The following is a 21,200-nucleotide window of genomic DNA, read 5'->3' as shown; positions in this document are numbered from 1 at the left end:
GGCTAGCTTCGATATAATCGACTGTCCCAAATTTCTCATATCAATCTATCTCGCAGATCAAAGTCGTTACGATTGGGTGCGCCGCTTGCAGCTGGCGCGCTCTTTTCGAAGGGAATGCTGGAGGGCACAGGGTCGCACGCATGCGACCCTGGCATCGGCCATCAATGGCGCGGATTATCCGTGTCTGGCGGAATATACCGTCCCGTGACCGGGTTCATGTAGCGGGCGTTGAGATACATGAGCCCGGTATCGACGTCATAACGTTCGCCGATATAGGATTTCTGGGTCAGGAGATCGCTTGCGGAAACGGGCGTTCCCGCGTTGCCGGCCGAACCCTTCGTCGGTTCGCCAAAAGCAGCAAAGATCACATTATCCTCTGTTGCCGCACCGGTCGTCGTTGTCATCCGCACGGAGGCAAGATGATCGCGATGCAGGTAGACCGGGCGCGTGCCCTCGATTTTTACGTCGAGATGGGGATAGCGGGTAAACGTCCAGGAGTTGGCGCCGGGATCATAGGCGACCTCAACATTCGCGTCCGGATAAAGAGTAATCTTGCCGTTGCTGTTATACTGCTTGACGCGCGCGCCATCGCCTCCATAGGCGAAAGTGGTGGTTACGCCATCTTTGACAACAGTCTTCAGGCGATTTGCACCATCCCACGTATAGGTGCGCTCTTTATCGTCTGTGGTGTTGCCGTTGTCGTCATAGACAATTTCCCTACCCTCTATCTCGACAACCGCATGCGGGCGCGTCGTCGTTCCATATGTCAAGTTTAACGGATCAGGAACCGGGCTATTGGGGTTCAGACCGCGGCTACGCTTAGTCATATTGTTGTTGTCGGTATAGGTGAACGTTTCTGTCAGACTAGCGACGTTCTGATTGGTTGCAGTCGCCAGCCGCGAACGCCCATCATAGGTGTAGGTCCAGGATTCTCGCGGCGTATTGCCGGCAATTGCCGTAATCCGACCCACTGCGTCACGCGTATAGACGTTGTCGATCAGTTTGGTTGCGTCTGCCTTCTGGGTTGTCAGACGCGTCAGCCAACGCCGCGTGTCAGAATAGCTGAAATCGGTCGTGACGTTGTTGCCATATTTGATGAAAGCGGTTTGACCATCGATCGCGTAGGTGGTTTCCTTAACGTAGCTCGGAATTGTGAGCAATTGGCCCTTGAGATTGTAGGTCCAGGGATCCTCCGCCGTCCCGACATCGAGAGCCGATCCAGTATTATAGGTGTTTCCATTCTCGATTCTCTGCGCCGAATAAGACTTGCGCATGATGAGTTTGGATGCCGCATGGTAGAAGGTATTCTCCGCATGTTTGATATAGCTACCGGCGGCATAGGAAATACTGGCAACCTTTTTCGTCACATCACCGTTGGCGTTGTAGGTGAACTCGCTCAAGGCATAGTTCAGTGCATTGACATTCAGCCCATTCGCCGTCGAAGTCAGCTGCCCCATATTGTAGGCGCTTGTGGTCGTATCGTCATAGATGTTCTTCGTAATCGTTGCGCCGTCGGCGACTTTGGTCAAAACACGACCAGCGCCGTCGTAGTCGATTGTCGTGATTTTGCCACGAGCATCGGTTTGAGACACCAGCCTGCTGGCGTCGTCATACTGATAGGTCCACGTCCCCATATCGGGATCGTTCGCCGATTTGCGGTTGCCAAGAAGATCATAGGCATAGCTCCATTGAGCCCCACCGGGATCCTTGACGCCAACCAGGCGGCGAAGGCGATCATAGGTCGCGCCATGTATCAGGTTAAATGCCGATTCAGTCGCGCCTTTCCTCCTCACGACGACAACATCACCATCCGTGGAAATGTTTGTTTCTGTCTTATCTCCAACTTCATCTTCGGTAACGATCCTGCTGAGCACAACATTGTCCGTGTTTGCGAGCGTATAACTCGAAGGCAAAGAATAGGTCAGCGTTCGACTGTTATTGCCACCAGGATGGGTCGTTTTCGTCAGACGATTGTCCCAATCATAGGCGTTGACGGTCCAATAGATTGTCGTGGCATTGGGCTCATGTGGCAGGGAAGTTTGTGACACATTGCCACGTCGATCATATTCGGTCTCCACAATGGCGGTCGGCGAGTTGCTGCTGCCCGTCGTCACAGATCGATAGATGCGCCCGAAGCCATCAACGAACTCGGTCTTTTCAGTGGTCCGAGCATCGCCGTTCGCCGCCGGCGGCAATGGCGTCTTTGTGATCACCCTAGGAGCATTGCTGAAGCCGGCATTCAGCAATGCATCGAAATTGCCCTCGCCCTCATAGCTGATGCTGGTCGAAGCACCGGTAACATCGTTTCGTTCCAGAGTGGTCCGGCAATATTCGTCATAGGTGTAACTTATTGTCGATGTGTTCGGTTGGGTCTTGGTTGCCGGCGAAAGGCAAGCCTTGGCTACATCGGTTCCGTAGGAATAAGCCGTCGTCAACCAGAACCCATTACGAACTTTCACCCTCTCCTCGATAGGAAGATTGGTGAAACTGGAGCTGTAACTCCATTCTTTCAGATTTCCGACAGGATCCGTTTCAGTGATCCGATTCCCGAAGGAATCGTAGGTATAGGTCCAAACGGATGTGTTGTAAGCATTTCTCGGGCGGGCGACTTTTGTCAGTCTCGTATTGTTCGGCGGTGTTGTCAGAGGGTCATCATTTTGACCGCTATACCAATTTTTAGTTTCAGCGATTATTTCACCATCACTGCTTGGATTGTCAAACACGGTCTCCTTGTAAGGAAGAGAGACGATATACTTCGTCAGGTTAGGGGCGAACAACCGCTCGGTTCTTGAGCCATCACCTGCGATATTGCTTCCATCATCTGCAACAAGGCCAAAATTTCTCTCAACCGTTGCATTGCCATAGGTGTCGAATTCGCGCGCTATCCTCGTCTTGCGCGCGATACCATCGTCAAACAGTTCGGTGACTGTAGCCGTGTTCCGTGTACGATAGGGTTTGCTGAGTTTCAGTTCCCAGGTTTCCGTGACCTCACGCTTTTTCGCACCTGCGGCATTTAGATACGCAGTGACCTCAGGCATCCCATAGTTTTGCACTTCCTGGCTATAGGTCGTTTTAATCTTGGGATTGGCGTCTTCCTCACCGATCATTGGAAGAACCTTGGTGACCGTTCGGTAGCCAAGGAACTTCTTGCTGCTGATGCCATAAAGGCCACCGGAATACTCGTACTTGGTCGAGGCAAACGTACCCCGTCCGTCCGTGACCTTAACCATGGTCACCGTCGGCAACGAGAACGGGAGATAGCTGTTGGTGAACTGGGTCGATGGCGTATAGGTGAAGGTGGTTGTCGAGCCCATGTCAGAGCGAATAGAGGTCAGCAATCCCGGAAGCGTGTTCGCAACTGACGATTTGCCCGCGCGGAGTTGGTATTGCGTAACGCCTTCAGCTTCTTCGATGGCATTGATATACCCTGTCCGATTGAACCCTACATTGTCATTTGCCCCTTGGGTATAGTTCGCCGTTTTTATGACGACATCGTTATCTCGGAACGCCTTTCTGAATATAAGATCCTGAAGACCGTCGCCGTCGAAGTCACCAACTTCGAATGTTCTCGCAGTCGTTGAAAGATTGGTTTTTGAGATGGAATAACCATTCGAATTCTTCTTCACGCGCAATAGTGCAAAAGGCCTATCTGTGTTCTTTGAATCCCATTCCGCGTTCTTGGCGTCAATTTGCGTGTCGTCTTTAAGACGCGGCTTTTGCAAAAGGATCTCGGAGATCCCGTCTCCGTCAAAATCGCGAATTGCCGCATTCTCCAGAACGAAAGATGATGCTTCATCGGTGAACACTTCATACTCATCGATAATCTGAGCAAGATTATCACCAGTCGCAGATGCCCGGCTTAAATAAACGCTAACCTTAAGATGAACGGGGCAGGGTTGCGGTAAGAGATCCTCGTTGCAAAGACCATTCGATTGGACGCCTTGCACTTCCTTGCTTATGATAACTAGATCGTCTGCACCGTCTCCGTTAACATCGCCAAACTGACATAGCGTATCTGGCGGCGAACAAAAGTTGCCTGAGGCCATCTGGGGATGAGCGACATCCTCGTCGCCAAGTTGTTTGCGGATGAGACGAAGACCCGCGCTTCTCTGAAACACCTGCTGTTGCCGACCATCACCATAAAGATTGACGACGCCCAACATCCCCGCATTGTCGTCATTGTAAAGCGACGTTTGAAGATTATCACGGCCATCAGCGGCATAATCGACAACCTGGGTCCCCGGATAATCTTTATAGCACTGAAGTACCGTCTTCGGATCCAAATTGGTTCCCGAGCAGTTTTTGATCGTCACATCAAACGCCGAACCGTTCTTTGCGAAGATCGCCCACCTTTTGACTTCCGAATCAATTTGGGCACCACTTTGGGTGTTCTCGGGATTGACGTTGTCACCGTCACGGAAAAGAAGCTGTGTTTCAGCCAGATTGCTGCCAAAATGGCCTTGGCTGAATTTGGCCAATGGAAACTTGACTTCATCGTCCAAATACCTTCCAACCCGACCAAAACAGGGCAAATTTGGCAGCGATTGTTTGGATAGAACACTATTCGCATTCAAGCTGTGAAACAGATTGTATTCGCAGTTCAGTGCAGTGTCATCGAAATCGGAAGTGCGATCTTCTTCCAGGATTTCAGTGATCCCGTCCCCATTCAAGTCGAGGGTATAAAGATCGTGGATTGGTCCCTTGAGATTGTTGAGATCGGTGGGTGTTTGCTCAAATCCCTGATAGTCCGCGTAGGTGAACTCGGTGTCCGGTTTCGGGTTGCCACCCGTCACATTGCCAGCCGTATCATCACTACCGGAAACGACGGTTGCACCAATACCGTGGCGCCGGATTTTGGCGAGGCGTGTCAACCCAGATTCAGGAGCGGCTTCATAGAACAGGCGCCATGCGCCGACTGTGATCCCGCTGGTACTAACCTTGATTGTCTTGATCCGCTTGGTGATGGTCGAAATCGTATGACCGTTCGCCATTGTCAGAAAGTCAGGGCGATCTTCCAGGATAAACCGGACGGTCGTGTTGTTGTAGGTCACAGTTGACGGATAGCAGACCGGCAAGCCTTCGCACGCATAGTCGTAGAGAACCGTGTTGCCGTTCGTATCGGTGATCGATGCGACAAGCCACCGCGACCGAAACGCGAGATCATAGGCATCTGTCCCCTCGGAGGCATTCGAACCCGCAAAATCGCCCACCGACTTCAGCACCATCTTTGTGCCTTCTCGATTGGTGATCTCCCAGGTGTTCGCAGCCGAGTTCCGCACGATCCGGAGATAGTTTTCATTTTCGGAAACATGGGTCCCGCCAGCGCTGCAGGAAGCGCTTGTTCCAGAAGCGACCGGGACATCAGGAGTCGCCGCATTTTCATTGCAGAGCAGCATCTCCTCTCCGTTAAGGGCATATACATCATCCGCATCAAATGCCGGAATGTTTCCGTTCTGGCGGACGCGTTCAATAACGTCGAAACCTTTCAAGCCCCAGGCATAACCAAGCCATCCTTGATAAAGGCCGCTCAATTTCGCCTTGCGGTTCGAGGAATAATTGAGTGAAATCTTCGGCTCCAGCCCGCGGAACTCCGGAACATCGATATCGTAACTGTAGTCGAGCGTCCCCGTCCCCCCGATATTCGGCTGTTTCAAGGTTGGCCCAGCCGGCTCCTGCGTGGAGGCCGGAATGTCTTCATTTTCGGCAACCTGCACAAATTCAGCAGAAATTTTTGGCCGCGCCGATATTTGGCGGAGATCGTCGAGCAATCGCCCACCATCAGCATTGCCCAGAACCGACAAACCAGCCTTACCGGCTGGCTCGACATCAAGCACGCTTGTTTTGGCCTGCACAGGCAACGCTAAAACCGATGCAATCGTAGAAGTAATCAGGCCGAGAGCGAATGCATTTTTCGCAATAGTCCGCATATTCGTCATCCTGGAACTGGAAATTGTGTTCAGAAGAAACATTGAAGATGAGCCGGCGTCAGATTTTAGAACCCGGCTTTCCTGGCAGTGGAGTGATCAGACCTTATCCATCAGAGCGCGCACTACTCGCCGGATGATATGTCTTGAGAGTCGGTCGCATTTGTATCCGGAACAACATCACTGCTTGTGTTATCTGTCGCTGTCGTGTCGACAACAGATGTGTCCTCACCCTCCGGCTCAACCACATCCACGTTCGTCGGAGGTGTTTCATCGACCGCCGCTGCGACGATATCGATAGACGTGACATGCGTGGTGCCATCTTCGCAATTGATCCGGATGACCTGGCCAACCACCAGTGAATCGATGGAAATCTCTTCTCCGACCGCGAATATCTCACCCGAAATCAGCGAAACCGTTCTGCCTTCGGCATCGATTGACGACAGTTCACCTTCGATCGATTCAGCGAACGCCAGGTTTGGAGCTGCTGTTAGGAACAAAAGACATATCAGAAGTTTATGAAACACAGAGCCCCCGAATCTTTCCCGTTAAAAATGCGCTTTGATCTTATCGGTTGCACGCATTTCCAATTTTAACAAGATGGAAGCATCCTAAATTTCATCTTTAGTTGAGATTTGTGTTTTCGCACCCTCTAATATGCATCCTCCTTCGCGTGGCGCGGCATCGTGGGAATTCCCTACTTCGCAAGTCCCCTCTTATGAAACAGGTCATAAATCCGTTCAGCCAGCGCATTTACGGGCATGCGGGCAGGATCCAACGCTCCGGAGGAAAGCTCGGACATGAGTTCCTGGATCGCGAACAAATATGTTTCCGTTCGGTTGAGGTTGACGGAGACATATCCCCTGGCTTTGGGGCGGCCCAGCCTGCGCCAGGCATCATACAACTGCTTGAGCAACTCGCGCTTGGGTATGATTTCATATTTCATGGAGCGACGAATCCAGTCGTGATCCGAAAGCCGCAATCGTGGCGGAATGCATCTGTCGAGCACCATAGCAAGCACAAGCGCCGAACCAGGCTCGGTCAATGGCGTTCCATCCAGCCGATGCGAGCTCCGCTGGTCAAGCGCATCCTGCAGGATCAACACATCACGATAGGCGATCGTGTCTTCGAGCTGTTTCTGTTGCCCTTCATACATCGGTCCATGGAAGCGTGGTTCCTGGCCGTGCAGGATTTCAATGTCATCGGGATGTGGCAGCATTTTCTCAACAGGCTCCCTGCGCGCTAGGGACGCTTTCATTCGCTTCGACATGATGGACTTGTAGTCCCGCCAGAATTCGTTGTTTTCCTGAATCTCACGGTTTCTTGCCTGATCCGCCTCACGCATCAGATTGATCGCTATGGATTGCGAGCGCGGGTTTCCCTTCGCAGCATTGGTAAATGTTGCTTCGAGCACGGCATCGGACATGTTGATTTCGTTCATCTCGCCGTTTTGGCGCACCGTTACCTTGCGCGACGCGAGCGACCTTACGGCGAGAAGCACCGGCTGATTACTGTAAGCCAGATCCGAACTGTTTTTCTTGGGTCTGCCGCGCGGATTGCCGGACTGACCTTTTTTGAACTGGTTTTGTTGTGGTGGCTTCGCGTAGCCTATTCCGTTGCCTGTTAGAGCGCCACGGTTCAATTCGTCATCGTCCATTGCTCGTCTCCGCCTCGCCATACAGCTTTTCGGCCGATCGTCGGCGCGTATCTGCGCTTTTTGTTGCAGCCACAGAAGACGTCTGAAGCCGTAGATCGGCAATCGTCTCAAAATCGAGATCGTTTTCGGCCAGCAGGGCATTCTTTCCCGTATATTGCTGCCAGCGCCTGATGATCGTGTCGCAATAGATCGGATCGAATTCGACAAGCCTCGCCTGACGGCCGCATTGTTCTGCGGCGATCAGCGTGGTGCCCGAGCCGCCAAATATGTCGAGGACCGTTTCGCCGCGTCGCGAGCAGTCCCGAATTGCATCTGCGACCAAAGCGACGGGCTTGACGGTGGGGTGCATAGAGAGCTCCTCTATACGATTGGCGCCCACACTGCTGATCCCGGCATAGTCCCAGACATTCGTCCGACATCGCCCGGTGTCGCCGAGCCCGAAACTGTTGGTATGGGGTGCTGTTCCATTCTTGAAGGCAAAGACCAATTCATGCTTGGAGCGATAGAAGCTACCCATGCCGCCATTGGTCTTGTTCCAGACGCAGAGGTTTTTGAGTTCTGAGAACACATCTTTCGCAGCGTTCAGAAGTTCCCCTATATGCCGCCAGTCCATGCAGATAAAGGCGATCGCACCGTCCTTGGCGACAGAGGCGGCATTACTGAGGGTGGTTGCGAGGAACTCGGTGAATTGTGCCTGGCTCATTTCTCCGGAAGCAAAAGCGAATTCCCGATGTCGGATTGCGCCCAGGCCACCAACATGTCCGTCGATCGGAACGTTATAGGGCGGATCGGTGAAGATCAGATCGACTGGGTCATGACCAACGAGATTTTGTACCGTCAATCGATCCCGAGAATCTCCGCAAAGCAGTTTATGTCTTCCAAGCACCCATAAATCACCCGGCCGACTGATTGGTGGGGCGTCCGATAGCAAAGGAACACGATCTTCCGCTGCGCCTATTGCGTTGGGCGATGCATCGCGTGCCTGATCGAGGACCAGATCGACTTCGGCCAGCGTGAAGCCCGTCAGAGAAACCTCGAAATCGAGATCGATCAAGCCTTGCAGCTCGATTGCCAGGATCTCGCGATCCCAACCCGCATTGAGGGCAAGCTTGTTGTCCGCCAGCACATAGGCGCGGCGGTCCACAGCCGACAGATGCGATAGTCGAACACATGGCACGACTGCTTTGCCCAATTGTCTGGCCGCCAACACACGGCCGTGGCCGGCGATGATTTCGCAATCATCACTGACAAGAACCGGATTGGTAAAGCCGAACCTTTGAATGCTGTCAGCAATCTGGTTGATCTGCTTCTTCGAATGTGTGCGTGCATTGCCAGGATAGGGACGCAACGTGTTTATCGGCAGCATTTCGATTGCAGGCGTTTGCAGGGACATGACGGCGTTCCTCGAAAAGAAATCGATCAGACCATGATCGCAGCTTTTCGAGCGCGTTCAACCGGCCCCAAGGGCACCCATTCAACCTGAGGACGCTGGAATCGCTCCGGAATTCCGACGCCTTTAAAACGGCTTCAAACACCCTTTAAGAGGCCTTTCAAAACACCTTCAAAAGTCGGTGTGCAATTTTAAGTAGATTTCGACAAATTGAACCGTCAAAAATAATGCTGTGGATAAGCCTTGATCCTGTTATACCTCTGATTTATCTCGTACTTTTCTCACAAGCGCCTACAGCAGAAGATATTGAGAAGAAACCGAACTTGCCCGCTCGCGAAGACACCAGTGCGCGGCGCGGAAAATCGATTGCGATTTATGCCGGTTTTTCCGCATGACGACGACATGTGTAAGCAAAGAAGCCATGGCCGAGCACCGGCTATATTGCGTTGCGCCAATCACAGTTATCTTTAGTTGTATTTTTCAATTGAAGAGCTATTGGTCAAGTCGACATCCCTGCGAGGCCATCATGAGTTTCGAGACAAGGAAATGGGTCCGCATCATGGCGGATCACGCTGCACACGGCGTCTGGGACGATGAAGGTCTGCCTGGATACCCTGAAGACCTGGCAATTCCGCAAGATCTCGTTGACCGCATTGGCGCCTGGCAGGAATGGTTTGATCGGGACAGCACAGATTATCTTCCGGAGAACAGGCTTGATCTCCCAGCCTTCAGCAAAGAGGGGCTGGAAATTGCCAAAGCGGTTAAAGCAGCTTTGCCCGATTGGACGGTGATCTACTTTGACGACGCCCGATTAAGGGAATTCTATCGACGCTTTCGCCGGAAACAGAATTCGCCTGAGGATCGGGCGTTCTTCGAATATGAGATCCCGACATCATCGATGCCAGACCATGACAGTTGATCGCATCGGGCAGATCTGTTCCTCAGGCTAAACAAGCGCCCCGCCGTTTTAGATGACGATCGAGTTCGGTTATCGGCATCCGATGCCATAAAGGCGCAATCCCCATTCGCTTCGGCGATATGAGCATCCGGAAGAGATCATCCCATATGCGAAGGACGGCATTGGGCAATCACCAAAATGGAGTTCTTACCCGCATAACCGTTGCCGCCTCCCGTTTCATAACAATGCGATCCCAGATGACGGCAATCCTATTCGCTGTTAATGTATGCCACCCTTTGCCACGAGCACTCTTCCATACTTTCTAACCAATTGTTTTTCCGAGAAAATAATCAAAAATTCGCGACTGCCCCAAATTCCCTGTTCCAAGACCGATACTGACAAGACTACGTCCACCACCAAATTTTCCAGCGACGAATCTTCGAGAATAGAGCACACCAAAGAGACGCGACATTTGCGTGGGTTAGCGGACATGCTCGGTGAACAAGTGGACCGTTGTGCGCGTCTTTGCGAGATTCTCCCGCCATTCGGGGCGCGCGTCTCCACGCGCCCTTTTCCGTGTCCACTAACTTTTCCGCAAAGAAGACACCGGCTGGCGATAGCGCCAGCTCGCTCTGAATGAACTGATATTGTTCGGGGAGAGATCGAGTGCCGCCCGTGTCAGATTCCGAGCATTTTCGCCTGCTCGGTCCACAGCGGCGGAACATCCATCAGGCGCGACAAAGTCCTTGCTGTGAGATCAGCCGGCTGCCGGCCGGTCAGGATCGCTTCGGTGATCGCTGGTGCTTCATTGTTACCGTCACGGTGATGACGGTGGTTTCGTCATTATGATCGTCGTCGGGAATCGCAGGATTGGCGGAGCGTTCGAATCTGAATCTCAGATCAATATGAAATCCCCGGCCGAAAGGTCGCTCTTGGCAACATTCTCCAGAGTAATGCTGGTGAATCGGGACAGGGTGATCACTGTATCGTGTCCATCCTGAACCGTATTGTCCAAGATCGCTTCCACCGTCTGGAAACCCCAGTCCCGCGATATTTTCAATCGGTCGCCGCTGGTGATCTCGAAGTCGATTATCGTGTCATGGCCAAGCGCCCGAGTCGTGTGATCCTTGCCCGAAACATCATTGAAGACGAAGATATCGGCTCCGGATCCCCCTTCCAGGGAGTCATTTCCGGTCCATCCAATCAGGATGTCACGTCCTGTGCCACCGCGTAGGCGATCATTGCCAGCCCATCCGTGCATCACATCATTTCCAGCGCCACCATGCACCAGGTCGTTGCCTTCACCAGCATACAAGCGGTCATCGCCTGCGTCGCCCGAAATACTATCCTGCCCCTTGTTACCTCGGATGATATCCGCCCCGTTGCCGCCGTATATCAAGTCATCGCCGTTGGCGCCGCTGATACGGTCGTTGCCACCACGTCCATGGATGATATCGTCGTCGGCCAGGCCATAGATATTCTCGCCCCAGCTCGTGCCATTCAAGCGGTCCGCTTTCGGGGTGCCGATGATATCCTCCTGGACGCCGGTAACGGTGAGGCGAAGTTTGGCTTCGGCAAAATCCTGACCGTCAGAGACGACGTATCGGACGACGATGTTGGCGGTTTCGCCGGGATCGAGATCGGCGCCGGTATAGGTGACCCTGAGCTGGTCGCTATCGAGGATCTGCACCGAGGCATGGCCCGTCGTCACCTGGGTGCCGGTAATGGTCAGGATGTCGCCATCAGTGTCGTCGTCATTGGCCAACACGTCGAAGGTCCGGGATTTGCCCTCGGTGAGGGTGCCGCTGTCATCGACTGCGACGGGGGCGATGTTGTCGGGGGTGAAGATCTTCTGCATGACATCGGTGACATAGACGTTGTCGACCACGGTGGTCTGCTGCCATGTGACGAGGAAACGGCCATCGTCGAGCAGTTCAAGCGTTTCGATCGTCTGTCCGCCACTGCCGGTGTCGTTGACCTGGGTCTCGCCGCCGACCGTGCTGCCATTGGCGGCATAGATCTGCAGATAGGTGCCGCTGAGGTCGCCATCCTGGCCTTCAGATGTCCAGGCAACCGCATAGCCGCCATCCGCAAGGCCGAGGACCCGGGGAAGGCTCTGAAAATCGGCGGTCTCGGTGTTGACCTGCTTTTCGCTGCCGACCCGGCTGCCATTGGCAGCGAATTGCTGCAGATAAACACCGGCAGAATCGCCGTCCTGACCGTCCGAACTCCAGGCCAGGACATAGCCGCCGTCGCGCAGTGCAGTGATCGCTGTCCTCTCCTGGTTGCCGGTGGTGAAGCTGTTGACTAGAACCTCACCGCCCTGTGCGGCGCCGGTTGCATCATAGCGCTGCAGGACCACGTCGGCGGAGCCAGAGGAATAGTCGATCCAGGTCACCACATGGCCGCCATCGGCAAGCGCCGCCATTTTGGGAATGTACTGGGCCGAGGTGGTTGTCGTGTTGACCAGGGTCTCGCCGCCAATCCTGTTTCCTTCAGAATCATAGAGTTGCCGGTAGATGCCAAGGTTGTCGCCGTCCTGCGTGCCTTGCGAGGCCCAGGAGACGACGAAGCCGCCACCCTCCAGCGCCAGCAGATCGTGATAGATCTTGGTGTTTGTGGTGTCGGTGTTGGCGGCCAGTTCACCAGTGATAGCGGTGCCGTCGGCCGAAAAGAGTCGCAAGCCGATGTCATCATTGTCACTTTGCCAGGCGATCACATAGTCGCCATTGGCCAGTGTGGTGATCTCTGGCGTGCCTTGGCTGCCCGTCGTGATCTGGTTGACAAGAACCTCGCCGCCCAGCGCCACGCCGTCGGCATCGTAGCGTCGCTGGTAGATGCCTGTCGAATCGCCATCCTGCAAACTGGATGTCCAGGCGACGACAAAGCCGCCGGTATCGAGTGCCGCGACCACTGGCAGTACCTGTTCGCTCGTGAAAAAGGTATTGACCTGGCTTTCGCCGCCGCTGGCGGTGCCATCGGCGCCATAGACCTGCAGGAAGACGCCGTCACTGTCCGTATCCTGGTTCCAGGAGCGCCAGGCCACGACGTAGCCGCCGCCGCTCAAGGCGGTCGTGACGGAACCGTCCTGATAGGACGTCGTGTAGGTGTTGACGCGAGATTCGCTGCCGGCGGAGTAGATGGTCATATTTCTGTTCCTGCCACGCGATCCGGAAAAATGGCACGGGAGCTTCTTCGGGCGACAAGATCGCCCGTGCGCCGGATCCAGGTTGGTGTTCGTTGTGCGGTTGTGGCGCCGTCGAACCGAAAAGGCCGAGCGCGCTTCACAGGGTCTAGCGGCTGGGGGGTGCTTCGGCTAGGGGGCGGAAGACGACCGAGTTACAATTGGCGCGATCGTTGCGGATATTGGCATAATCGGCGCGAAAGAACGGGCAAGCCATAAACTATGCGCCTTTGACATGCAGCGTCCTGGCGCAAATTTCTTCGCTTAACCGAATGCACGCCTGTAAAAGCCTCCCCTTTCGCCTTCTCCTCCCCGAGCCCTCGGCATTGCCCTGCGCTCGGGCAAGTCCAGCCGTCAGGGCGGCATTTTCATTGAGGGGCACGGCAGGCGCGTGTGCGCCTGCCGTTTGGGCGGCTACATTCGGGCAAGAAAAAGTAGCCGCCGCGGGGTCTTAAAAGATAAAGTCGGACGCATCGAGCTGCGCTTTGGTGAGATGCGCAACAAACAGCGTGTCATCGCCATTGGAAATCAGGGCGCCGCCACTCTCGAATGTCAGATGGCCGGCCTTGAGGGCTTTGAAGGTGCTGAAGTCGGAACAATCTGACAGGTCGATCTTGTCGACGCCGTTCCTGAAATCGGTGACAGTGTCATCGCCAAAGTTATCGGCGAACACAAATTCGTCCGCCCCGCCTTTGCCGGTCAACACATCGTCGCCATGAAGGCCGGACAGGCGGTTTTTACCGCTGTTTCCAACGATAGCATTGTCGGTGTTGTCGCCCGTGCCGTTGATATTGTTGCTCCCCAGCAGAAAGAGTTTCTCCACGCCATAGGATGTGGTGAGCGCGTAGCTGACGTTTGCGTAGACCTTGTCGATATCGTCGCCGGCGTTTATGTATTCGGCGATAGTGATTTTCTGGCTGTTCACATAGAATGTGTCGTCGCCGTCCCCGCCCCGCACCTCGCCAGCAAAAACGCCTCCACGGTTGTCGAACACATCATCACCGTCATAGAGACTGATGTTTCCCGATATCTTGCCGTGATTGATCAGCTTCTCATCCCCGGCGTCGCCGCTGAAGGAAAATGTCGTGCCGGTCAGGGAGCCGTTGTTGATGGTCGTGGAATCCAGACCGACGTCGTTTTGCCGGCTGATTCCGTATTTGCCGGCGATGATGCTGTTGTCGCCGAGAGAGATCTCGGTCGTGACATTGGTCAGCAAAACCGCGGTCGATGCGGCCTTGATGACGCCGTCATTGTGGAAGTCGACATTGTTGCCGCTCCAGATCACCCCTGCGAAGCTTGATTTGATCGTACCGGTATTGTGGATCTCGTAATGGCCGGAGCCCAGCGAAATCTGGCCGTTCAACAGGCCGGCATTGTTGATTGTCTGGTCATCTCCCTGCAGCGAAATGCTGACCGAGCCCTTGACGGTGCCGCTGCTGGCAATGCTCACAACATCGCCCGTGCCGCCGAGATAAATGCCGCCGCCCGTTTGCGTGGCGCTCGTCACCAGGCCTTTGATCACAAAGATGTTGTTCTGAAAACCGCTTGATTCGTAAATGCCGTAAAATCCGCTGCCGGCCGAAAACGTCACCCCTTTGGCGAGTGTCCATTGGGCGCCGGATTCGCCAATATTGAACTGGTTGGCAAAATTGCTGTTGAGTGCGTATTTCTTCATGACGTCCCCATGGTCTGTCAGCGCACGTGCGGCACCCAAGTCGAGCTTGCCGCCTAGCGTCCTTCTGCTGCTGACCTGATTTATGTTCGGGAGAATCCTAGGCCCAAGCGGTCCTGGCTGAAAGCCGTGCGCCGTCATGGCCAGGCAGTTTGGCGGGATTGTTGCGAAGATTGGCAGGATCGGCGCGAAAGCTCCTAGTATCTATCGCAGGGTACGCAAATCGTATTTAACCGGATCGACAAGCAGCCAGGAGATGTCATGAAGACACCTATTCAGCATTCCGTCGCCATGTTGCTCTATCCGGGGGTGTCGGCAAGCGATGTCGCGGGACCGATGGAGTGCTTCGGACTTGCCAATTATGTTTCGGGCAATGTGGTCTACGCGTTGAACACGTTTACCTCCGATGGCGCGCCGGTGGCAGCCGCGGGTTCCTGGCTGACGCTGCAGCCGAACCACAGTTTCGATACTTTGCCCGATGACGTCGATACCTTACTGATTCCGGGAGGGCCGGCAGCCTTCTCCCTTTCGAAGGATAGCAACGTGATCGCATGGTTGCGCAGCCGCGCAGACCGTGTAGCGCGAATTGGCTCGATCTGTAACGGCGCCTTTGTTCTGGCAGCGCTCGGTGCTGCTGACCAGGGCAAGCTCGCCACCCATTGGCTGTTCACCGATCAACTGGCGCGGCTGCATCCCGATGTTGATGTCGATCATGATGCGATCTATGTGCGCAGCGGTAAGGTCTGGTCATCGGGTGGCATGACGTCGGGCATGGATCTGGCCCTGGCCCTGATCGAAGAAGATTGCGGTCGCACTCTCGCCATGGAGGTCGCCCGACATATGGTTCTTTATCTCAGGCGGTCTGGCGGCCAGTCGCAGTTCAGCATGCATCTGAAGGCGCAGTTTTCAGATCTGCCAGCCATTGGCCGACTGCAACAGTGGATCATCGACAATCCCCAGGCCGATCTTCGCGTGGAGACAATGGCAGCAAGGGCTGCAATGAGTTCGCGCAGTCTGCTGCGCGTCTTCAAGGAACAGACCGGCATGACGCTCGGGAAGTTCGTCGCAGAAACGCGGCTTCGCCACGCCTGCAGCTTGCTCGAAGACACCGATCGCGAGCAGAAAGAGGTCGCAACCCTTTCGGGATTGGGAACCGAGACCAATCTGCGCAAAGTATTCATGAGCCGGCTCGGTATCACCCCTAACCAATATCGCCTCCGCTTCCGCGCCACAGAAACAACGGCTGCGGAACATGAAACGCCGGGCCATATCAGCTATGACGAGGCCTGGCTCTATCGCACCGAAGTGAAGGGTTTTCAGCGTTCCCTAAAATAGATCCTAGAGAAATCGGGCGCTTCCGGCGTATGGTCGGCCATCGTTGGTCTTTCCATCAGGTTGGTCTTCAACAACCCGACCCTACCGGAAATACGCTGGTGACCGTCGATCCCCTGCTACACCACGCACCGGGACACGATCACCTTTAGCGGGGTGACAGGTTTGGTCCAGTGGGTTAGCAGTTCATCGCGCAGGAAGTCGCCCCGAACCGCGATGCGGTCAATCATGTGCTGCCAGTCATCGGTCAGCCCCATCTCAACAAGCGCCTCACTATGGCAAAAAAGCCGACAGGCCCTTTGGCATCATCCAGCTGCTGGCAGAATTCCACGCAAAATGGTCTCGCTGATTGCGGTCGCCGCCGCCTCATAATCGTCAACCTTGAGGCGTGACTTGCCCAATCCATCGGCGGCAACAGGCTCGAATTCCGCATAAAACTGCGTCGATGCCCAAAGCATGATGAAGAGATGCCGTGCATCAACGGGCAATAACTTGCCTGAAGCGATCCAGCCATCGACGACAGTGACATGGCGATCGGTCACCCGACGCATGTGGTCACGGTCCTTTTTAGTCAAGAACCGAGCACCTTGAATGATCTCGCTGGCGAAGAGACGTGATTCCGCACCATTCTTGCGGGCATAGTCGAGCTTGGCCTTGATATAGAGGCGGAAGGCTTCTGCCGGTTCGCGCTCGGGTGAAATGAATTTCAGCGCATTGTCCCAGCCGGTTATCAGATGCTCGATAATGGCGCGGTAGATCTCCTCCTTGGAGGAGAAGTAATAATAGACATTGGCCTTGGGCAGGCCCGAAGCTTCGGCGATCTCAGCAATGCGCGTGCCGTCGAAACCCTTGCGGGCGAAAATCTCGATCCCGGCCTTGAGGATGATCCGTCTGTTGCGCTCGCTGATGCGCTCTTCCTGATCTCTTGCCTTTGCCATGCGGTATCGCTCCCTGTCGCCGCTTTTGTCTTTTCGCAATCCTGCGTGGTGACGCGCCTATCCCTGCAGTTGCCGCTTTTTCAGCGAAAATGCAAGCGCCGACACATCTCGCAGAAAGCTGACGGATTGGTCAATTATTTTTGACGAATCCGTCATTTTTTGCTTTTTGTAAAGTTGACACTTTGGTCAACTTTTGTCTAGTCTCACCATCAAGCGAAAGAGGGGTGGCAAATGCCGACGACGTTGCGAGAGGCCATGGCGGAGACGCTTGCAGGCTGGGAGATGGACCTCCCGGAAGCCTGGCGGACCGCACTCGGCCCCATCGGCGACCATTTCGACAGCATCGATCCCTCGCTTGATTTCGAAGCCTGGGAGCCGATCTTTCCGGTTCGCCGCGGCAGGCATTTTCCCGGCCAGCCAAAGGGTGCGCATGCGCTTGCGGCCTTCGACGGCATCATGCCCGAGGGCGTCCGCTGCATGATCCTCGGCCAGGATCCCTATCCCGAACCCGGTTTCGCCACCGGCCGCGCCTTTGAAGCGGGCAACCTCGCCTCATGGTCCGAACTCGACAAAATGTTCTCCAGAAGCGTGCGCGCCTATATGCAGCTGATTGCCGCCGCACGCACCGGCAACGAGGCGCTCGCTTCGAGTTTCGACAGATGGCCGGACGTGCGCGCGATGCTGACAGACCCGTCCGGCGGTTTCGAAGCGCCTTCCGACATCGGAGACCGCTGGGCTGGCGAAGGCGTACTGCTGCTTAACGCATCGCTGACGCTGTCCCGCTTCAGAGTTGACATCGACCCGCACCAGTCGCGCGGGCACCTGCCCTTCTGGCGCCCCCTGATGTTGCGCGTGATCGAAAGGCTCGCCGCACGCGGCACGCCGATCGTTTTTCTGGGCTTCGGCGGTGCCGCCGATGCGCTTTTCACTGCGGCCGGCATTGCCGAGGGCCATCACGGCCATGTGGCGCGCGTGCAGCGCGATCATCCGGCCTTCGCCGACAGGGTGCTGGGCCAGCCCAATCCCTTCACAGTTTGCAATTCCTATCTGGAGGCGATGGGCGCTCGGCCCATCGCATGGTAAGCCATGAGCGCAACACCGGAATTTGATTTCATCATCGTCGGCGCGGGGTCTGCCGGCTGTGTGCTGGCCAACCGGCTCAGCAAGAATCCCGCCAACAGGGTGCTGCTGCTCGAAGCCGGCGGCAAGGATCGCAACCCGCTCTTTCGCCTGCCGATGCTGATGGGCAAGCTGTTTCACTCGGGCATCTATAACTGGCACTATCACACCGAGCCGGAGCCCTACCTCAACGGCCGTTCGCTTTACTGGCCCCGCGGCAAGGTGCTGGGCGGGACCTCGACCATCAACGGCATGATTTATGTGCGCGGCAACCGCCATGATTATGACCGCTGGTCGCAACTCGGCCTGCCGGGCTGGTCCTATGACGAAGTGCTGCCGGCCTTCCGCCGCTCGGAAGCCCATATCCAGCGCAAGGACGACTTCCACAATGCCGAGGGCGAACTCACCGTCTGCCGCGCGCGCGGCCACAATCCGCTGATGGATGTTTTCGTCGAGGCCGGCCAGCAGGCAGGCTATCCCATGAACGACGATTTCAACGGCGCCTCGCAGGAAGGCTTCGGCCGCTACGATTTCACCATCCGCAAGGGCAAGCGCTGGTCGACCTCATGGGCATTTCTTCGCCCGGCCATGGACCGGCCCAACCTGACCATCATCACCGGCGCCGAAACGACACGGCTGATCCTCGAAGGCAACAGGGCGGTTGGCGTCGAATATCTTCGCAACGGCACACTCGCCGTCGCGCGTGCCGGCCGCGATATCATTCTGTCGGCGGGTGTCGTCAATTCGCCCAAGGCGCTGCTTCTGTCCGGCATCGGCCCGGCCGACGAACTCAGGGCCATCGGCATCAACCCGATCCACGACCTGCCCGGTGTCGGCAAGAACCTTCAGGACCATGTCGATTGCGTCATGAGCTGGGAATGCCGCGAGCCGATCACGCTCTATGGCGAGCTGCGCGCTGACAAGCTCATTCCGGCCGTGGCCCAGGGCATGCTGTTCGGCGAAGGCATCACCACCACTTTCCCCTATGAAGCCGGCGCCTTCATTCGCTCTCATGACGGGCTGGTGGCCCCCGATATCCAGCTGCATTTCATGCCGGCGCTGGAAAAGACCGCCAATCTGCATTTCCCCAATCCGTTCAAGAAGGAGGCGGTGGAGGCCAACCACGGCTTTACCCTGCGCGTCGGCCCGGTCAATCCGGCCAGCCGGGGCGAAATCACGCTTCGGTCGAAGAACCCGACCGACAAGCCGAAGATCCAGGCCAACTATCTGCAATCGGATTTTGACATCCGCACCATGATTTCGGGCATTCGCCTGACCCGCGACATCATCGGCCAGAAGGCGTTCGAGCGCTATCGTGGCAAGGAACTGGCGCCCGGCCCGGCCTCGGTCAGCGATGAGGATCTGACCAAGTGGCTGCGCGCCACGGCCATGACCACCTTCCATCCCGTCGGCACCGCCAAGATGGGCACCGATCCAATGGCGGTGGTGGATGCGAAGCTGAAGGTGCACGGCATCGAAGGTCTGCGTATCGCCGATGCCTCGATCATGCCGATCATTTCCAGCGGCAACACCAATGCACCTGCCATCATGATCGGCGAGAAATGCGCCGAATTCATCCTGAGCGCCTGAGGAGGCGAAGCCATGATCCTTGAACACCGCACCTACACCTTCAAGCCCGGCACGGTCGACAAATGGGTAACGAAATACCAGACCGACGGCCTGCCGGTGCAGAAGCGCCACCTCAACACCTTTGTCGGCCTCTACGTTGCCGAACTCGGCACTCTGCACACGACCGTGCTGATGTGGGCCTATGACAATCTCGCTGACCGCGAGGCCCGGCGCAACGCCATGTATGCCGATCCCGACTGGCAGAAATTCATTTCCGAAGTCTGGGCGCTCGATGCGATCCAGAAGCAGGAAGTGATGATCATGAACCCGACTTCCTCATCGCCACCGCTGTGAGGCGCCTACAGAACGCGATGGCCAGCCATCGCGGGACTGACGCAAGCATACCAGACTCAACCACAAAAAAGGGAACTGACATGACTAAGAACAAGACTGGGAAGACTTCCATCCAGGCTATGGACCGCCGCTCCTTCCTGCAGATCAGTGCAGGTGCCGCCGCCCTCGGCCTAACCGCCAACCTCATGCCGAGCCTCGCAATGGCTGCTGGCGGGCTGGTGGCGCTGGTGCATACGCAGGCCGCGGGCGACAATGGCCCCGTCGATTCAATGATCGAAAAGCTCAAGCAACTCGCCGGCGAACAGGGCTTCGAATACCGCACCGTCTATGCGCAGGATCCGGCCACCTATGAGACCGTGTTCCGGACGCTGGGCGATGCGGGTGCCGCGATTATCGTTTCGACCTTCAATGAAGTGGCGGAGCCCTTCAAGGCGCTTGCCCCCTCCTACCCGAACACCAAGTGGATCCAGCTGTTCGGCGATCCGATCGAACCCTCGCTCCCCAATGTCGTCACCGTTTCTTACGATTACTATCTCGGCTGCTATCTGTCGGGTATCTTCGCGGCCAAGGTCTCGAAGTCCGGCAAGATCGGCTATATCGGCGGCGTTTCGCTGCCCCCGCTCAATGCTGATTTCAACGCGCTGAAAGCCGGCGCGCAGTCGGTCAATCCGAATGCCACCGTCACCGCCGCCTTCGCAGGCTCGTTCCAGGACCCGGCAAAGGGCCAGGAAATCGCCACCCAGATGTATAATGACGGCATCGATTATATCCAGACCGACTCGGCAGCCACCGATGGCGGCATCATCGCTGCAGCCAACGAGAAGGAAGGCCGCATGGTCTCTGCCATCTCGCCAGCCCAGTACAAGCTCGGCCCCGGCTCGGTGATCGCGATCGTGGCACTCGATTTCGGCCAATCGCTCTATAACGAAGTCAGCAAGGCGCTTGCTGCCGACTGGAAGGGCGGTCACTTCAATACCGGCCTCGGCACCGGCGTCATTGATTTCGTCGCCTCGCCGGTCTTCGCGGAGAAGGGTCCGGCCGAGCTTTCCGCCAAGACCAAGGAAGTCTGGGCCGATATCGAAGCAGCCAAGAAGGGTATTCTTGACGGTTCGATCAAGGTTCCCTTCAATACCCAACTCTAACGGCTTCAATCCGCCCTTCCG

13 protein-coding genes are annotated in these 21,200 nt (G+C 55.9%); 6 read left to right on the top strand and 7 right to left on the bottom strand.

The window, feature by feature from the left end; genetic code table 11:
• Positions 1-161: 161 nt before the first annotated feature.
• The 4 genes from Q4481_RS14785 to Q4481_RS14770 all read right to left on the bottom strand — a co-directional run bounded on the left by Q4481_RS14785 (position 162) and on the right by Q4481_RS14770 (position 8,968).
• Positions 162-5,927: a toxin TcdB middle/N-terminal domain-containing protein gene (locus Q4481_RS14785; protein WP_304377163.1), complete on the bottom strand. Its 5,766-nt coding sequence runs from the start codon at positions 5,925-5,927 to the stop codon at positions 162-164.
• A gap of 122 nt (positions 5,928-6,049) precedes the next feature.
• Entirely contained in the window at positions 6,050-6,451 is a 402-nt protein-coding gene (locus Q4481_RS14780; protein ID WP_304377162.1) for a DUF1344 domain-containing protein, read from the bottom strand.
• Positions 6,452-6,621: 170 nt separating this feature from the next.
• Positions 6,622-7,581 carry a DUF5681 domain-containing protein gene (locus Q4481_RS14775; RefSeq protein ID WP_304377161.1) on the bottom strand — a complete coding sequence of 320 codons (960 nt, stop codon included), beginning with the start codon at positions 7,579-7,581 and terminating at the stop codon, positions 6,622-6,624.
• Positions 7,571-8,968, bottom strand: coding sequence for a site-specific DNA-methyltransferase (locus Q4481_RS14770; protein ID WP_377352874.1), 1,398 nt, complete (start codon positions 8,966-8,968; stop codon positions 7,571-7,573). Before Q4481_RS14770 ends, Q4481_RS14775 begins: the two co-directional genes overlap by 11 nt.
• Positions 8,969-9,497: 529 nt before the next feature.
• Between Q4481_RS14770 and Q4481_RS14765 the strand changes: the two genes are divergently transcribed.
• On the top strand, positions 9,498-9,890 hold the full coding sequence (locus tag Q4481_RS14765; RefSeq protein ID WP_304377159.1) for an immunity protein CdiI family protein: 393 nt from the start codon (positions 9,498-9,500) through the stop codon (positions 9,888-9,890).
• 874 nt (positions 9,891-10,764) lie between these two features.
• Here Q4481_RS14765 and Q4481_RS14760 read toward each other — a convergent pair.
• Both Q4481_RS14760 and Q4481_RS14755 read right to left on the bottom strand, forming a co-directional pair.
• Complete coding sequence (locus Q4481_RS14760) at positions 10,765-13,017, bottom strand: calcium-binding protein (protein ID WP_304377158.1); 2,253 nt, start codon at positions 13,015-13,017, stop codon at positions 10,765-10,767.
• A 487-nt stretch (positions 13,018-13,504) separates the two neighbouring features.
• Positions 13,505-14,866, bottom strand: coding sequence for a calcium-binding protein (locus tag Q4481_RS14755; protein ID WP_304377157.1), 1,362 nt, complete (start codon positions 14,864-14,866; stop codon positions 13,505-13,507).
• A 120-nt stretch (positions 14,867-14,986) separates the two neighbouring features.
• Between Q4481_RS14755 and Q4481_RS14750 the strand changes: the two genes are divergently transcribed.
• Entirely contained in the window at positions 14,987-16,060 is a 1,074-nt protein-coding gene (locus Q4481_RS14750; RefSeq protein WP_304377156.1) for a GlxA family transcriptional regulator, read from the top strand.
• Between the two features lie 302 nt (positions 16,061-16,362).
• On the opposite strand, the gene Q4481_RS14745 is transcribed toward Q4481_RS14750, so the two are convergent.
• Positions 16,363-16,995: a TetR family transcriptional regulator C-terminal domain-containing protein gene (locus Q4481_RS14745; protein ID WP_304377155.1), complete on the bottom strand. Its 633-nt coding sequence runs from the start codon at positions 16,993-16,995 to the stop codon at positions 16,363-16,365.
• 255 nt (positions 16,996-17,250) lie between these two features.
• On the opposite strand from Q4481_RS14745, the gene Q4481_RS14740 reads away from it, so the two are divergent.
• The 4 genes from Q4481_RS14740 to Q4481_RS14725 all read left to right on the top strand — a co-directional run bounded on the left by Q4481_RS14740 (position 17,251) and on the right by Q4481_RS14725 (position 21,179).
• Positions 17,251-18,078 carry a uracil-DNA glycosylase family protein gene (locus Q4481_RS14740; RefSeq protein ID WP_354542259.1) on the top strand — a complete coding sequence of 276 codons (828 nt, stop codon included), beginning with the start codon at positions 17,251-17,253 and terminating at the stop codon, positions 18,076-18,078.
• A 3-nt stretch (positions 18,079-18,081) separates the two neighbouring features.
• Positions 18,082-19,704, top strand: coding sequence for a GMC family oxidoreductase (locus tag Q4481_RS14735; RefSeq protein ID WP_304377153.1), 1,623 nt, complete (start codon positions 18,082-18,084; stop codon positions 19,702-19,704).
• 12 nt (positions 19,705-19,716) lie between these two features.
• A complete protein-coding gene (locus tag Q4481_RS14730) occupies positions 19,717-20,037 on the top strand; it encodes an NIPSNAP family protein (RefSeq protein WP_304377152.1) in 321 nt (106 codons plus the stop codon).
• A gap of 119 nt (positions 20,038-20,156) precedes the next feature.
• The gene (locus Q4481_RS14725; protein ID WP_354542258.1) at positions 20,157-21,179 is read left to right on the top strand and encodes a BMP family ABC transporter substrate-binding protein; all 1,023 of its coding nucleotides are present in this window, start codon (positions 20,157-20,159) and stop codon (positions 21,177-21,179) included.
• The last annotated feature ends 21 nt before the right edge of the window (positions 21,180-21,200 follow it).

The sequence above is a fragment of the Fluviirhizobium alvei genome (genome assembly GCF_030551875.1).
GTDB classification, from domain to species: Bacteria; Pseudomonadota; Alphaproteobacteria; order Rhizobiales; family Rhizobiaceae; genus Rhizobium_E; species Rhizobium_E alvei.
The sequence above is the reverse complement of the archived record's forward strand: the minus strand, read 5'-3'. Positions and strand labels throughout refer to the sequence as shown.